Origin of the sequence: Curtobacterium sp. ER1/6 (assembly GCF_001742745.1) — a bacterium.
In the GTDB taxonomy this organism is placed as follows: domain Bacteria; phylum Actinomycetota; class Actinomycetes; order Actinomycetales; family Microbacteriaceae; genus Curtobacterium; species Curtobacterium citri.
In genome coordinates, this window is record NZ_MJAK01000011.1 from 15,699 (window position 1) to 30,667 (window position 14,969).

General features: G+C 71.3%; 18 protein-coding genes and 1 riboswitch. Of the genes, 6 read left to right on the forward strand and 12 right to left on the reverse strand.

Going from position 1 to position 14,969, the window contains the following annotated elements; genetic code table 11:
- Positions 1-12: 12 nt before the first annotated feature.
- Positions 13-798: a glucosamine-6-phosphate deaminase gene (gene nagB, locus Cus16_RS13915; protein WP_069713265.1), complete on the forward strand. Its 786-nt coding sequence runs from the start codon at positions 13-15 to the stop codon at positions 796-798.
- A 30-nt stretch (positions 799-828) separates the two neighbouring features.
- Here the strand turns inward: nagB and Cus16_RS13920 are convergent, their stop codons facing one another.
- Positions 829-1,998, reverse strand: coding sequence for a MalY/PatB family protein (locus Cus16_RS13920; protein ID WP_069713266.1), 1,170 nt, complete (start codon positions 1,996-1,998; stop codon positions 829-831).
- 35 nt (positions 1,999-2,033) lie between these two features.
- Positions 2,034-2,972 carry an SDR family oxidoreductase gene (locus Cus16_RS13925; RefSeq protein WP_069713339.1) on the reverse strand — a complete coding sequence of 313 codons (939 nt, stop codon included), beginning with the start codon at positions 2,970-2,972 and terminating at the stop codon, positions 2,034-2,036.
- Between the two features lie 122 nt (positions 2,973-3,094).
- Between Cus16_RS13925 and Cus16_RS13930 the strand changes: the two genes are divergently transcribed.
- The 5 genes from Cus16_RS13930 (at position 3,095) to Cus16_RS16450 (ending at position 6,945) form a co-directional block, all read left to right on the forward strand.
- Positions 3,095-3,922, forward strand: a complete 828-nt coding sequence (locus tag Cus16_RS13930) for a helix-turn-helix transcriptional regulator (RefSeq protein WP_069713267.1) — start codon at positions 3,095-3,097, stop codon at positions 3,920-3,922.
- A 53-nt stretch (positions 3,923-3,975) separates the two neighbouring features.
- On the forward strand, positions 3,976-4,473 hold the full coding sequence (locus Cus16_RS13935) for a hypothetical protein (RefSeq protein ID WP_069713268.1): 498 nt from the start codon (positions 3,976-3,978) through the stop codon (positions 4,471-4,473).
- A gap of 53 nt (positions 4,474-4,526) precedes the next feature.
- Positions 4,527-4,721 (forward strand): alpha-L-fucosidase, encoded by a 195-nt coding sequence (locus Cus16_RS16930; protein ID WP_223246631.1) that lies wholly within the window; start codon positions 4,527-4,529, stop codon positions 4,719-4,721.
- Positions 4,722-4,782: 61 nt separating this feature from the next.
- Positions 4,783-4,992, forward strand: a complete 210-nt coding sequence (locus tag Cus16_RS16935) for a hypothetical protein (RefSeq protein ID WP_069713269.1) — start codon at positions 4,783-4,785, stop codon at positions 4,990-4,992.
- 666 nt (positions 4,993-5,658) lie between these two features.
- Positions 5,659-6,945 (forward strand): hypothetical protein, encoded by a 1,287-nt coding sequence (locus tag Cus16_RS16450; RefSeq protein WP_141719000.1) that lies wholly within the window; start codon positions 5,659-5,661, stop codon positions 6,943-6,945.
- Positions 6,946-7,832: 887 nt separating this feature from the next.
- Here the strand turns inward: Cus16_RS16450 and Cus16_RS13950 are convergent.
- From Cus16_RS13950 to clpS, 10 genes are all read right to left on the reverse strand, one after another.
- Positions 7,833-8,237: a VOC family protein gene (locus tag Cus16_RS13950; protein WP_069713271.1), complete on the reverse strand. Its 405-nt coding sequence runs from the start codon at positions 8,235-8,237 to the stop codon at positions 7,833-7,835.
- A gap of 32 nt (positions 8,238-8,269) precedes the next feature.
- Positions 8,270-9,454 (reverse strand): N-acetylglucosamine-6-phosphate deacetylase, encoded by a 1,185-nt coding sequence (nagA, locus tag Cus16_RS13955; protein WP_223246632.1) that lies wholly within the window; start codon positions 9,452-9,454, stop codon positions 8,270-8,272.
- The gene (locus Cus16_RS13960; protein ID WP_083264002.1) at positions 9,451-9,858 is read right to left on the reverse strand and encodes a YrdB family protein; all 408 of its coding nucleotides are present in this window, start codon (positions 9,856-9,858) and stop codon (positions 9,451-9,453) included. The genes nagA and Cus16_RS13960 overlap by 4 nt, the downstream gene beginning before the upstream one ends.
- A gap of 9 nt (positions 9,859-9,867) precedes the next feature.
- A complete protein-coding gene (gene purU, locus Cus16_RS13965) occupies positions 9,868-10,728 on the reverse strand; it encodes a formyltetrahydrofolate deformylase (RefSeq protein WP_069713272.1) in 861 nt (286 codons plus the stop codon).
- 108 nt (positions 10,729-10,836) lie between these two features.
- Positions 10,837-11,049 carry a hypothetical protein gene (locus tag Cus16_RS13970; protein WP_141719001.1) on the reverse strand — a complete coding sequence of 71 codons (213 nt, stop codon included), beginning with the start codon at positions 11,047-11,049 and terminating at the stop codon, positions 10,837-10,839.
- A 54-nt stretch (positions 11,050-11,103) separates the two neighbouring features.
- Positions 11,104-12,675, reverse strand: coding sequence for an MFS transporter (locus Cus16_RS13975; protein ID WP_083264004.1), 1,572 nt, complete (start codon positions 12,673-12,675; stop codon positions 11,104-11,106).
- Positions 12,564-12,983 carry a MarR family winged helix-turn-helix transcriptional regulator gene (locus Cus16_RS13980; RefSeq protein ID WP_069713274.1) on the reverse strand — a complete coding sequence of 140 codons (420 nt, stop codon included), beginning with the start codon at positions 12,981-12,983 and terminating at the stop codon, positions 12,564-12,566. The genes Cus16_RS13975 and Cus16_RS13980 overlap by 112 nt, the downstream gene beginning before the upstream one ends.
- Before the next feature lie 57 nt (positions 12,984-13,040).
- Positions 13,041-13,967 (reverse strand): GNAT family N-acetyltransferase, encoded by a 927-nt coding sequence (locus tag Cus16_RS13985; protein ID WP_069713275.1) that lies wholly within the window; start codon positions 13,965-13,967, stop codon positions 13,041-13,043.
- Positions 13,964-14,440, reverse strand: a complete 477-nt coding sequence (locus tag Cus16_RS13990; RefSeq protein WP_069713276.1) for a DUF2017 family protein — start codon at positions 14,438-14,440, stop codon at positions 13,964-13,966. The genes Cus16_RS13985 and Cus16_RS13990 overlap by 4 nt, the downstream gene beginning before the upstream one ends.
- On the reverse strand, positions 14,437-14,736 hold the full coding sequence (gene clpS / locus Cus16_RS13995; protein ID WP_069713277.1) for an ATP-dependent Clp protease adapter ClpS: 300 nt from the start codon (positions 14,734-14,736) through the stop codon (positions 14,437-14,439). The genes Cus16_RS13990 and clpS overlap by 4 nt, the downstream gene beginning before the upstream one ends.
- A 37-nt stretch (positions 14,737-14,773) precedes the next feature.
- Positions 14,774-14,859, forward strand: a riboswitch (ZMP/ZTP riboswitch).
- The last annotated feature ends 110 nt before the right edge of the window (positions 14,860-14,969 follow it).

Sequence of the window (14,969 nt, forward strand, 5' to 3'; positions counted from 1 at the left end):
TAGGGTGGCCCCGTGGAGATCATCATCCTGCCGACGCCGGCCGAGGTCGGTCGTGTCGCCGCCGCCAAGATCGCCTCGGTCGTCGCCGAGAAGCCGTCCGCCGTCGTGGGACTCGCCACGGGCTCCAGCCCGCAGGGCATCTACGCCGACCTGCGCCGACGGGTCGAGGCCGGCGAGGTCTCGTTCGCGGCCGCGCGCGGGTTCGCCCTCGACGAGTACGTCGGGATCCCGCTCGAGCACCCCGAGTCCTACGCGTCCGTGATCCAGCGCGACGTCGTGGAGCCGCTCGGCTTCGACCCGTCGCGCGTCCGCGTGCCGGACGGCCGCGCCGGCGACCTGGCCTTCGCGGCGAAGGAGTACGACGCCGCCATCCGCGCAGCCGGAGGAGTGGACGTGCAGGTCCTCGGGATCGGGGCGAACGGGCACATCGGGTTCAACGAGCCGACCTCGTCGTTCGCGTCGCGCACCCGGATCAAGACGCTCGCGCCGTCGACGCGTGAGGCGAACGCGCGCTTCTTCGACTCCCTCGACGACGTCCCGACGCACTGCATGACCCAGGGGCTCGGCACGATCCTCGAGGCGCGTGAGCTCGTCCTCGTCGCGCAGGGCTCCGCGAAGGCCGACGCCGTCGCGGCCGCGGTCGAGGGCCCGCTGTCGTCCTTCGTGCCCGGCTCGGCCCTGCAGCTGCACGAGCACGCGACCGTCGTCGTCGACGAGGAGGCGGCCGCCGGCCTGCGCCTGGCCGACTACTACCGGTACACGTACGCGAACAAGCCGGAGTGGCAGCGCTTCGAGTGACCCGCGGCGCTGCCGCTCGGCGGGCCGCGCTCAGCGGGCTGACGCCAGCCGGGTGAGTCCCTCGCGCAGCGTCTCCTCGGAGCAGCCGAAGTTGAGCCGGACGTGGCCGGCGCCCTGGCGCCCGAAGTCCCGCCCGTCGGACAGTGCCACCGCCGCCCGCTCGAGCAGGACCGCGGCGGGCCCGTCGCCCCACGGCAGCGCGCGCAGGTCGATCCAGGCGAGGTAGGACGCCTGCGGCTGCCGGTACCCCGCGCCGGGCAGGGCTGCACCGAGTTCCTCCGCGAGCACTCGTCGGTTGGTCGCGAGCTCGCCGAGCAGCGTTGCGAGCCACGGTTCGCCGTCCCGGAACGCGGCGACGCTCGCGGTGTAGCCGAGGATGCCGGTCCGTTCGACGACCTCGACCGGCAGCCCGTCGAACCAGGCACGTGCCCGTTCCGATGCGCCGACCATGAGCGCGCACTTGGTGCCCGCCAGGTTCCACGCCTTGCTCGCGCTCGTCAGGGCGACGCCGTGCTCGACCGCTTCGGGACCGCACGTCAGGAACGGGGTGAAGGCGGCGTCGGCGTGGGTGAGCGGCGCGTGGATCTCGTCGGACACGACGACCGCGTCCCACTCGGCGGCCAGCCGTGCGAGCGCGACGAGGTCGTCGCGTGCGTGCACCAGCCCGAGCGGGTTGTGCGGGTTGCAGAGCAGGACCGTGCGGGCACCGTCGGCGAAGGCCCGAGCGATGCCGTCGAGGTCGATGCGCCAGCCCGCCGTCGTGTCGAACGGGTCGGGGTCGCCGTCGGGCGCGCGGAGCGGGACCTCGGTCACCGTGCCCCCGGCCTCGCGCACGTACTCCCAGAACGGCGGGTACACGGGCGGCATGACGACGACCTGGTCGCCCGGCTCGACCACGCGCCGGAGGACCTCGACCGCGGCCACCGACACGTCCGTGGTCGTCCGGACGAGGTCGGGATCGACGTCCCAGCCCCACCGGCGTCCGGCGAAGTCGGCGAACACCTCGGGGAGCACCCGGGTGTGGCCGACGTAGCCGGTGTCACCGTCGCGGACCGCGCGCTCGAGGGCCTCGCGCACGGGCTCCGCCGGCACCGAGTCCATCTCGGCGACGAACATCGGCAGCACCTCGGGCGGGTAGGCGGTGTACTTCTCGCTCGTGCGCGTCCGCTGTGCTTCCGAGACGCTGACCATGACGCTCATGCGGCTCATCCTCGCACCCGTTCGCCAGCGTGCCCTCAGCGGACGGGTGCGCCGAGCAGCTGCTCCGACATCTCCCACACGCGCCTGGCGTCCTCGGCGCTGCGCAGCGGCTTCCAGGGGTCGAGCGTCCCCGGTGCACCGCCGGCACCGCCCGGACCGGTGGGGCCCACGAAGCCGCCGTCGCGCACGGCCGGGTCGGTCGCGGCGACGAGTGCCGGCAGTCCGGCGGTGCGCGGGGTCCCCACGAGCAGCCCGCGCCCGGACAACCAGCGGATCACCCGCACCGACGCGGTGTCACCGCTCCGACCGAGTTCCGGACGGGCGGCGAGCAGGCTCGTCGGTGCGACGCCCGGGTGGGCGATGTTGCTCGTCACGCCCCACCCGTGCTCGTGGCTCCGCCGGGCGAGCTCGAGCCCGAACAGGCCGAACGCCAGCTTCGACTGCTGGTAGGCGCGCATGCCGTCGTAGCGGCGCTCCCAGTTCGGGTCGTCCCAGTTGATCCGACCGCTCCGCGCCGCGACGCTGATCTGGGACGTGACGTGCCCCCGTGCCGACCGGAGCAGCGGCAGGAGCCCGCGGACGAGCGCGACGTGACCGAGGTGATTCGTACCGAGCTGCAACTCGAAGCCGTCGACGGTGGTCTGCCGCTCGGGTGGTGTCATCACGCCGGCGTTGCCGACGAGCAGGTCGACCGGGGTGCCGTCGGCCACCATCGCGCCGGCGAAGGCGTCGACCGACGCGAGCGAGGACAGGTCGAGCGTCCCGAGCGAGACCCGCGCGTCGGGGTGCGTGCGGAGGACACGGTCGCGTGCGGCAGCACCCTTGGCGGGGTTCCGGACCGGCAGCACGACCTCGGCGCCGGCGCCGGCGAGCGCGGTCGCGATGCCGAGTCCGATGCCGTCGCTGCCGCCCGTCACGACGGCACGGGTGCCGTCCAGGCGGGGGAGGGTGATCTCGATGGGTCGTCTCGGCACGGTGGTCTCCTCGTCGTCGTCGCCCGCGGACCGGGCCGGTCCCAGCCTGCGACGCCGCCACACCGTGAACCAGGACCTGACGAACCGTGGCTGCGGAGGCGGCGGACCCGGAGGATGGACGCATGACGGATCGATCGGAGTTCGGCGCCTTCCTGCGCGGCCGACGGGAGGCGCTGCAACCGTCCGACGTCGGCCTCCCGCCCGGGCAGCGGCGCCGGACCGCGGGCCTCCGGCGCGAGGAGGTCGCCTCGCTCTGCCACATGTCCGCCGACTACTACGCCCGGCTCGAGCGGGGGACCGGACCGCAGCCGTCCGAGCAGATGGTCGCCGCGATCGCGCAGGGGCTCCACCTGACGCGGCAGGAGCGCGACCACCTCTTCCGCCTCGCCGGGCACCGTCCGCCCGAGTCCGGCGTCGGCACCGACCACGTCGGCCCGGGCATGATGCGCATCTTCGACCGGCTGGTCGACACCGCGGCCGAGGTCGTCTCGGAGCTCGGTGAGACCCTGCAGCAGACGCCGCTCGCCACCGCCCTGTTCGGCGACGCGAGTCAGCGCACCGGCCATGAGCGGTCGAGCGGATGGCGGTGGTTCACCGAGCCGGGCGCCCGCGACCTGTTCCCGGTCGAGGACCGCGAGGCAACCTCCCGGCTGTACACGTCGTCGCTCCGCGAGGTCGTGGCACGGCGCGGCCCGGACTCCGCCGCTGCCCGGCTCGCGGACGACCTGCTCGGCCGCTCCGACGAGTTCCGCGCGCTCTGGGACCGGCACGAGGTCGGACTCCAACCCGGCACCGTGAAGCGGTACGACCACCCGGTCGTCGGCCGGCTCGAGCTGCACTGCCAGGTGCTCCTCGACCCGGAGCAGGCGCACGTGCTGCTCGTGTACACCGCGGTCCCGGGCACCGAGAGCCACGACCGACTCCGCCTGCTCTCGGTGGTCGCCGCCTGATCGATTGCCGGATCGTGACCTCGCGATCGTCCCGGGACGGCGAACATGGAGGGGTGCGGTGGCGGACGGGGAGTGCGACCATCGGGGCCGTCGTGCTCGTCCTCGCACTGAGCGGCTGCGCAGGCTGGCCTCCTGTCAACTGCACGCTGGAGGCCTGGACCGACACGGTCCACGTCCGCGTACCGGGCAGCGGCGACCCCGGCTCGGGAGTCGAGGGCGTCGGCTTCTGCCAGCAGGACGGCTGCACGCCCGGGCTGCTCACCTGGGAGGTGGACTCGGCACCCACGGCGTCGGATGGCGCGACGCCGGCCGCGCCCACCGGCGCGCTCCCGACACCGTCGTCGTCGCTCAGCCCGTCGACCATCCACGACGGCGACGTGTGGACGGTGCAGACACCCGGACACGACGGTGACCACGGCCGGGTAGCGCTCTTCGGCGCCGACCAGCGCGTGCTCGTGCAGCGGGACGTGCGCCTCACCTGGGTCCGGACCGGTGGCACCGAGCAGTGCGGCGGTCCGTCCACGGCGACGGTGACCGTCGAGCGCCCCTGACCGGTCCGCGCGGCTGACCCGACCAGCCCCCGACCGCGTCGGGTAGGCGGTCCGTGCAGCGTCCGACGCACGAAGGGCCGCCCCACACCGGACCGTTCCGCCGGCCTCGACCCGGAGTCGCTACGTACGGACCGCAGCGCGACTTCTGCTACAAGGACTTCATCCCGTCGTTCGCGATGGAGCACTTCGACCCGACGGCCTGGGCAGCGCTCTTCCGACGCGCGGGAGCGCAGTGGTCGTGCCTGTGACCGAGCACCACGACGGTTCGCGATGTACGACACCGTCCACTCGCGGTGGAGCGCCGCGTAGATGGGCACGGAGCGCGACGTGTTCGGGGACCTCGCGCGCGCCGTCGACGACGCCTGGATGGTGCGTGGCGCGTCGTGGCACCGCGCCGAGCACTGGTTCTTCATGAACGGCGGTGCGCGGTTCGAGTCCGACGTGCTCGACCCCCGGTGGAACGACTTCTACGGGCCGACGCAGCGCGATGGTCGCGCTTCTCGTCGATGTACAACGTGAGGCGGGCGTGTATGGCTTCGATCTGCTCGGCGGTCGCGGGGACGGAGCCGCGCGCGGCGTCATAGCGGGGCTCGACGATACGGTGTTTCAGCTTACGAATATCGGTGCCCAGTGTCTTGACGCGGTTGGCGACGGTGACGGGCCGGTGGCGGCTGTCGGTGGGAGAGAACGGCCGGCGCGGAGGCCAGAGAGCCTGAGCGGGGGACCGGTCGAGGGCGAAGAATGTCGGGCGGTGCGAGGGGGCTTGCGACCGCGTCCGACACTGTTCGTCCGCGGCCGGCGCGGCAGCGCCCGCACGGCGCGGAGGGTGGAGCGTTGGCAGGATCAAACGCAGGAACGCACCAGATGCCCCGGTACGAGGAATGCACCCTGTTCGGCAAGACTCCCACTCGAGCAGGACGACTACGCACATGGCCACCTGGCTACGCCGAATCATCCTGTCAGGTGATCATGACTGAGGGCGACCTGACGATTCCGCGATCAGTTCCTGTCTCGAACCATTCAGGGAGTGACACATGATCAATGCTTTACGGTCTCTCATGCGAAACCGCGCCGCCTTCAAATACGTTCGGTCCAGCGTCAGTCGACGCCCTTCTTGACAATTCATTCCTAGGGGGATCTTTGTTCCATGAAGGTATTAGTTTGCTCGGCGCCGGGGTCCTTGTAGTGAGCGTGATCGCTGTACCAGCCGTAGCCTCTGCCACAGATACGACCGTCACGTCGTCCATCACCGGCCAGATCGAAGGAAGCGACGGATCCGCCTTTGCGGCAGGAACGCCAGTTGTGGTGTGGTCCACCCCCTCTCAGGACGTATTGGCGGCAGCCAAGGTTGGGGACTCGTTCGTCAACACGCCGATCGCGACCGGCGTCGTGGGAAGCAGCGGCTCCTTCAGCGTGCCGATCAGTGATGTGTCCAGCCTGTCGAAGTACGCGTCGAAGGACGGCGTGCTCAACCTGGAAGTACGAGCAGCCGACGACACTGATGTCGCTCCGTTCGCGCTGAGCCGGAAGATCGTGACCGTCGAAGGGACGACCGCCCTCGTAGACCCAAGCGACCTCTCGAACAGCAATGCGACTACCGCAACTACCGCGCAGGTTGCTGCAGCGAACAAGCCAGCAACGATCGCGGCAACGAAGGTTCCGAAGTCGGCCGTGAAGAAGTCCGCACGGGTGATCGCAGTTGCCAGCGACGAGCTGCCCGTTGACCCGCAGGATCCGTCCCAGGACCCGACTGATGGGACTGGGGGCGAACCTCTGGATCCGTCCCAGGAGACGCCGGAACCGACCAGCAGCACGGGGCCTGGTGGGCTTGGCCCGAACAGCCCCTCCTCGACCCAAGTGTGCGGGACCGACTACTTGCAGGACTTCGGGTCGAAGAAGGTGATCGTCGGCTCCAGCTACGCCGTCGCCGGCAACACCACCGGAAGCTTCACGTACTCGTCGGGGGCGTCGTCGACCATCGGTGTCGGCTTCTCGTACTCCGGGAGCAAGGGCTCGTACAGCCAGAGCGGCACCACGAGCGCTTCGTCGAACGCTTCGGTCGGTTTCGGCACCCGCACCGGGGGCTACTCGTACGCGACCTACTTCAAGTTCGGCAAGTACGGAGATTACTGCTACCCCGTGGGCGGCAAGAAGAACATCGATTCGTACTACGCCTTCAAGGTTCGCCCCTCGTCCTATGCGGGCGGCGGCACCGTGAACAATTCGACGACGCCGTCTGCGACGAAGTGCACGGACTTCGGCGGCGGTGGCCTCACGATCTCCCGCAGCTCGAACAGCGCGAACACGTGGTCTTCCGGTGCCAGTCTTGACGCCGCCATCGGCATCAATCTGAGCTCGAAGACGGGTTACACGTCTACCGCAAAGCTGAGCTACAAGAACAACGGCTCGACGAAGAAGATCTGCGGCACCAACGACTACTTCGCCAACTCGCAGCGGTCCGTCACGAAGTGATTCGACACTCAACATCGGTGGCCCTGGCGTGCGCACTGGTCTTCGGACTGGTCTCGTGCGCCAGGTCCTCCGGTCCAACGACCCCTTCAGCACTGCACTACACCAACAACCAGCTGCAGATATGTGTTCCGATCAGCACTTATCCGGATGTGGCTGTTGGCATTCGGGTAGACCCTCGCGGCGACGAACCGATCACTATCAAGTCGGTTCAGGCGGTCGACGCGTCCGCTTTGCGTGTTGACGGGACCTGGGTGGTCCCCATCGATCCGAACAATCGGATCGGTGCGGTCAAGTGGCCTATCGTAGATGGGGACTCGTGGTGGCCGAATCGCCGTCAGGCCAGGGGCGCCAAACTGAAACCAGGCGAACACCACGACCTCATCATCCACGTTCACCACACTGGCGCAGGTAACGGCTCGTTACGGGACATCAGAATTCAGTACCAGCAGGACGGGCAGACCCGTGTCGCCGACGCGTACACCAGTGTTCGGATGGCGACTGGGGAGTGCGACTGAGTCGCATCCCGAAAGATCCGTCGGAGAGCTGAGTGTCGGCGGTGGGTGTGAGGGTGCGATAAGGATCACTCCGAGAAGAATCGTCGCCTTCGATACGAGTTCCCCTTCGCTGACGCGCTCCGCTCGGCGCTCGAGGAGACCGATGACGCAATGGTCGACGCGCTCTCTGGAACCGGCGCGCGCTTCGCTCAGCTGACTGCTGGCAGTGATTCCGTGAAGAGCGGGGATCTGCGTGATGCGTGATGCGTGGAGCGCGGTCGATGGTCCAGCCGTGGGGGCCACTTCCACGTTTTCGACGGCGTCCGGGAACGACGCAGCCCGGCAGGACTTCCTGCACCAGTGACGCCGCGCAGCCCCGGGTGCATGCCGGCGTCAGGAGCCCGGGGTCGCGGCGGGGTCCATCCAGAACGGCGACCAGTGGTACCCGTCCGGGTCGTCGAACTGCCGCTGGTACATGAACGGGTACTCGTCGGTGTCGCCGATCCGCCCACCGGCCACACGGGCACGCTCGACCAGCTCGTCGACGGCCTCGCGACTGTCGAGGTCGAACGACAGCGTGACCTTCGACGGGGTGTCGGGGCCGCCGACCAGGTCCTCGGTGCCCCCGACGCTGGCGTACACCTCGCGGCTGCTGAGCATGAGGAACTGGTCGGTGCCGAACGCGATGCACGAGACGTCGTCGCGCGACATCGACTCGACCAGGGACCAGCCGAGCGCGGTGTAGAAGGCGGTCGCACGTTCGACGCTCTCGACCGGACAGGCGATGTAGAGGCTCATGCGGTGATGGTCCCGCCGCACGAGCCCGGTGGTCAAGCGTCGGGTGGAGTCAGCTCGCGTCCGGCGCCCCACACCCGACGCACGTCGAGCGACGGGGACAGCGCCACGAGGTCGGCGGCGTACCCGGGGGCCAGCCGACCCAGGCGGTCGCCGAGTCCGAGCGCCGCGGCGGGCACGCTCGTCAGGGCGGCGACGGCCTGCGGCAGGGTCCGGCCCGCGCCGTCGACGGCGTTCCGGAGCGCGGTGTCCTGGGTCAGCGTCGATCCCGCGATCGTGTCCGTGCCCGCGACGAGGGCGACACCGTCGGTGACGGTCACGGCGAGGGACCCGAGCAGGTAGGAGCCGTCCGCCGAGCCGGCCGCGCCCATCGCATCGGTGATCAGCGCCACCCGGCCCGGTGCGGCGTCGAACAGCATCGCGGCCACGGACGGGTCCACGTGCACGCCGTCGAGGATGAGCTCGAGGGTCACCCGCTCGTCGGCCACGGCGGCGACGATCGGCCCCGGCGCACGGTGGTGGATCCCCGGCATCGCGTTGAACGCGTGCGTCAGGACCGTCGCACCGGCGTCGAACGCGGCCCGGGCCTGGTCGGACGAGCAGACGGTGTGCCCCACGGCGATCGTGACCCCGGCGTCGACGAACCGGCGCACGGCGTCGAGCGCTCCCGGCAGTTCGGGCGCGATCGTCACCTGGCGGAGGACCCCCGCGCCGGCCTCGAGCAGGGCGTCCACCGCGGTCGGGGTCGGGTCGACGAGGAACGACTCGTTGTGCGCCCCCTTGTTGTGCGGGGAGAGGAACGGCCCTTCGAGGTGCACGCCGAGCACGAGCGGGTCGGTGGCGGCGACCTCTCGGATGCGGGCCAGTGACGCGCCGAGCACGTCGATCGGGTTCGCGACGAGCGACAGCACGGACCGGGTGGTTCCGTGCGCCCGGTGCACCGCGAGTGCTGCGGCGAAGGTGTCGTCCTCGTAGGCCGCCCCGCCACCGCCGTGCCCGTGCAGGTCGACGAAGCCGGGGGTGAGGACGGCGTCGCCGAGGTCGACGACCTCGTCCGCCGCGGGCACCGCGGTGGTACCGGACCCGACCGCGTCGATCACGTCGCCGGCGAGCAGGACCCAGCCGTCGGTCGTGGTGCCGGACACGTCGACGAGGTGACGGGCGCGGACCAGCGTGCGCCGCGCCTCCAGACCGGAGCCCGAGCCGGGGCCGGCGCTCACGCCGTCTCCCGACGGAACGCGACCACCCCGGACAGCGCCGCGACCAGGACGAACACGAGGCCCACGAGCGGCAGGCCGATCGAGACCCAGCACGCGCCGGCTGCGATCACCAGGGCGGTCTCGACGATGACCTTGCCCACCACGTCCGTGTCGATCGGCGACCGCGGCGACCGGAACAGGAACCACACGACGGCCGCGAACAGCGGCGTCCCGATCGCGAAGAGGTAGCCCGGCCACGGCAGGATCCACGACCAGTACCCCCAGAACGCCAGCGAGAACAGGCCGAACGCGCACACGACGATCCGCAGCACCGTCCACCCGGACACACGACGGCGGGGACGGTCGGCGTCGACCGGCGGCGGGACTTCGTCCCAGTCGACCGGGCTCTGCGGTGCGTTCGTCATGCGCTGTGCCTACTTGAAGATGATCGTGCGGGCGCCGTCGAGGAGCACGCGGTCCTCGGCGATCCAGCGCACCGCCTGGGTGAGCGTGCGGGACTCCTCGTCCTGGCCGATGGAGACCAGCTCGGCGGGGTCCTTCGTGTGGTCCACGCGGACGACGTTCTGCTCGATGATCGGCCCCTCGTCGAGGTCGCTCGTGACGAAGTGCGCCGTCGCCCCGATGAGCTTCACACCGCGCGCGTGCGCCTGCCGGTACGGGTTCGCGCCCTTGAAGCCGGGCAGGAACGAGTGGTGGATGTTGACCGCGCGGCCCGCGAGCGCGGCGCACAGCTCCGGCGACAGGATCTGCATGTAGCGGGCGAGGACGACGAGCTCGATGTCGTGCTCCTCGACCGCCTCGAGGATGCGCTGCTCCATGGCCTGCTTCGAGGCCGCGTCGGTGACCGGCCGGTGCTCGAACGGCACGGAGTGGAACGCCGCCAGGCCGGCCAGGTCGCCGTGGTTCGACAGGACGAGCGGGACCTCGATCGGCAGCTGCCCGCCGCGCTGGCGGTACAGCAGGTCGTTCAGGCAGTGCCCCGCCTTCGACACGAGCACGAGCGTGCGCATCGGCCGACCCACGACGTCGAGCTGCACCCGGGCGTCGTAGCGCTCGACCACGGGCGCCAGCGCCCGCTCGAACGTCTCGCGGTCGACGGGTGCCATGACCTGCAGCCGCATGAAGAACGAGTTCGTGTCGGCGCTCGAGAACTGCTGCGACTCGGTGATGTTGCCGTGTGCCGCGACGACGGCTCCGGACACGGCGTGCACGATCCCGGGCTGGTCGTCGCAGACGAGCGTGAGGGTCCAGTGCGTGGGGGTCGGGTCGGTCACGGCATCAGGGTACCGGGCCGGGTGGGCACGTTCCGGCGGGCGTCGGGCGGACGGGAGGCGCGGGGTGCGTCCGGCGCGCGGGGTCGCGTCAGGGGGTGGTTGCCGTCGTCAGCGTCGGTGCGCGAGGAGCCGGCGCACGAAGTACACCTCGAGGCAGACCGCGAGCACCGTCACGGCCACCGCCATGCCGACGTACGTCGCACCGCGTCCGGCGTTCACCACCGCGAAGACCGGGGCGGCGATGCAGATGATCCCGCAGATCACGACGTTCCAGACCGCGCCGGCCCTGGTGCTGCTGTCGAACCCGCCGCCGTGCGTCATGCCCGCCACGCTACCGGCGCACGGCGTCGGCGTCCGCCCGTCGGGCGGCCTGCGTCAGGCGGCGTCCGCCCGGGCGAGCGCCCGGTCGGCGAGCGTCAGGACGCTGAGGAGCACGGCGATGCCGAGCATCACCCAGCCGAGCACGTGCAGGTCCGGGGTCGTCGGGGCCTGGCCGAACACCCCGCCGATGAGCGACGACGCCGCGATCGCCCCGATGTAGATGCTCGTGCGGGACAGGCCCGCAGCCGTGCCGATGTACTCGGACGGTACGACCTTGTAGAGCGCCGCCTGGTTCGACACCGAGGCGAGGGCCTGCGGCACCCCGAACAGCGCCGGGACGACGATCAGCAGCACGAGCGGCGACCCGGCGTGCAGGAGCAGGAGGAGGCCGGCGCCGAGGAGCGGGGTGAGCGCCGCGACGACCAGGGGGCGGCGGATCGCGGTCTTCCGGGCCACCAGGAACGAGACGACCCCGGCGACGACGGCGGCCGGCAGCTGCAGGTACCCGGCGACGTCGCTCGAGTAGCCCGCCACGTCCTGCACCCACTGCGAGAACCCGTAGGTCATCGTGTAGGCGAGCAGGTACGTCAGGAAGAGCCGTCCGTAGGTGCGTGACAGCGCCCCGTTCCGGACGAGCAGCCGCACGTCGACGAACGGCTTCGTCGCCCGGAGCTCCCACAGCACGAGCGCGACGAGGAGCACGACCGCGGTCGCGAGCAGCCACCAGAGCCCGGCGGACAGGTCGAGCAGGAACACCAGGAGCGCCGAGACGGCCCCGGTCATCAGGACCATGCCGAGGGGATCGAGCGCGGTGCGGACCGGGAGCCGGTCGGCGTCCCGCGGGCGGAGCCGGTCAGACGGCAGCCAGAGCGCCGCGACGACGATGCCGAACACCGCGAGGGGGACGTTCACCAGGAAGATCGCGTGCCACCCGAACGCCGCGATGAGGGCGCCGCCGAGGGGCGGTCCGGCGGCCGCGGACACGAGTGAGGTGATCGAGAGGGCCCCGAGGACCAGGGGCGGTGTCGGCTTCCCGATGCGTGCCGAGTGCTGCCGCAGCGTCGTGAGCGCCGCCGGGTACGCCGACGAGGTCCCGATGCCGATGAGCACCCGCGCGGTGACCGCCCCGCCGAAGCCGGTCAGGAACTCGGGGACGACGCCGGCGACCCCGACGATGACGAGTCCGGTGAGGAAGACCTTCTTCGGGCCGAACCGGTCGGCGAGCTTGCCCATCGTCGGCTGTGCGATCGCGCTCGCCAGGTACAGCGCGGCGACGAGCCAGATCGCCTGGGAGGCCCCGATGCCGAGGTCACGGGAGATCGGCGCGAGGGCCACCGACACCATCGTCGTGTTGATGGGGTTGAGGAGCGGACCGACCAGGACCGGGACGAGGAGCTTCGGGCCGAAGCCGCTGCCGGTGTCCCCGGGGGCGACGGTGGGCGAGGGGGAGGTCGAGGTGGACGTGGTGGGCTTCTTCCCGGGGTCGGATCGGTGCGGGTCGGTCGTGGGTGGGGTCAGTCGTCGGTCAGCGGCAGGAGGATCGCGAGGGCCCGGGCGACGGCCGCGCGGTCGTCCTCGGGCAGCGCGGACAGCCGGTCGGCGAGCACGCGCGTGCGGGTGGTCCATGCGTCCTCGCGCGCGCGGGACCCGGTCTCGGTCGCGCGGACCAGCGTGCGGCGGCCGTCGGCGGGGTCCGGTCGGCGGTCGACCAGGCCGAGGTCGACGAGCGCCTGCACGGTCGCACCCATCGACTGTGGGCGGACGCCCTCGGCTCGGGCGAGGTCGGCGACCGTGCTCTCGCCGTGGCGGAGCAGCCGACCGAGCGCTGCGGTCTGCGATGCGGTGACCTCGTCGGCCTTGCCCGTCAGGAGCGTGCGACGGATGCGCCCGTGCAGGGTCAGCAGGTCGTCGGCGAGCGCGAAGTCCGGTTCCACACCGGTACGCTACGCCTCAGCAGGCCAACTTGCAAGGTTGCCTTCCGAACATGATCCTCAGCGCTCGAACACCAACCGACGCCTCGTGACGGTGGCGCCCGCGCGCTCGAACGCCCGCCGCATCGGGACGTTGTCCGCGTCGGTCGTCGCCACGACCCGCGGCTCCCCGGCGGCGGCGTGGACGCGGAGCGCCTCGGCGAGGAGCCCGTCGACGATGCCCTTCCCGCGGTGCTGCGGCAGGACGCCGATGGAGCTGACCGCTGCGTCGTAGGCGGTCCGGGTCGCGAGCACGAAGCCGACGACGAGGCCGTCGTTGTCCTCGGCGATGCGCCAGTCCTCGCGTCGACCGGGCAGGCTGCGGTAGAAGTCGAGGTCGTCGAGCGCGGTGCCGCGCACCCCGAGCTCCGCGACGGTCGCGCGGGTGTGGGCGTCGAGCGACCCGACGGTCACCCGCGCGAACAGGTCGGTGAACTCGTCGTCGCCGCCGCGGAACCGGAGGCGCGGCGACGTGGGCGCGACGGCGGCCGTGGGGGGCTCCCACGCGACGCTGACCCGCTCGGTCGACCGGGCGAGCCCCGCCTGCCGGGCCGCCTCGGTGCGCCAGGCCACCGCCGCGACCGCCTCCGGGTCGTCGTGCCAGTCCACCGCCAGGTCGACGATCCACTCGGGCACGGTGCCGAAGGACGCGGTACCCGCCCGGATCAGGGCCGCCGCGATCGTCACCCGGTCGTCCTCGTCCGACGGCGCCACCAGGAGGTCGTCCAGGGTCGACGGAGCACCGGCGTCGGCGCCGCCCCACCAGAGCGCCCGACCGACGGGTCGGCCGTCGCGCACCGCGAGGAACGACCACTCCTGTCGGTGGTTGCCTGTCAGCGACTCCTGCCGGTACCGGTCCGGACGGGTCCACGAGACCGGAGCCGATGTCGAGAACGCGAGCAGGGCCTCCAGGTCGGCTGCCGTGGACGCCCGGACGCTGACGGTCACCGCGCGGAGGTGAGCGTCGTGACCAGGTGCTCCTGCACGTACCCGAGCCAGTCGTAGACGTCGCGGAGTCCGACGCCGGTCGATCCGCCGGACGACGACTCCTCGGTCTCGGCGTCCACGATGCCGAGCCGCTCCGCGATGGTGAGCCGCAGGTCGGTGAGGCAGCGGAGCCAGGCCTGCTCGTCCTCGGGCTCGAGCGCGCCGTCACGGGCGCCCGTCAGCCACGCGAGGACGACGCCCGCGTTCGTGGTCTTCTGCGTCAGGAGGTCCGAGCGGGTGTACCGCGCGAACTCCTCGCTCGCCTCGGCGTCCTGCGGGTAGGCGACCGGGAACATGCGCGTCGCGACCGGGTCCTCGTCGAGGTCGCCGCCGAGCACCTGCTGCAGCTGTTCGACCAGGCTCGCCAGCACGGAGCGCTCGCCGGAGGACAGCCCGAGGTGCACGCCGTCCCGACGCCGCACGAACGGGATCACGCGTCCGCTCCGGGGGCGCGCTCGACGGTCGCCTGCAGCCCGAACCCGTGCATCGCCTCGACGTGGCGCTCCATCGCCTCGCGGGCCCCGGTCGCGACGATCGCCCGACCGTCGACGTGCACCTGGCGCATGAGGCGGTCCGCGTGCTCGCGCCCGAAGCCGAAGTAGCTCTGGAAGACGTACGTGACGTAGGACATGAGGTTGACCGGGTCGTCCCAGACCACCGTGGTCCACGGGACGTCGTACCGGGCGCGGAGATCGGTGCGCTCGTCGAGCTCCGGGCTGCTCAGGGTCATGCACCAAGGGTGACACGAACCGGCACGCTCGGTACGATCGACGGGTCGCGACTGGCGTTGGATGGGTCACCATCGGGGAGCGACACCTGACACGGAGCGCTGCCGTACGCCTGGGCAGTGTCCATTCCGAACGCCTGGGCAGTGCCCACCCGTCCACCTCGTCGCGTCCGCGCGGCGATCAGACAACGAGGAGTCCCGTGTCCATCACCGATCTGCCCGCTGCGTCCACGCAG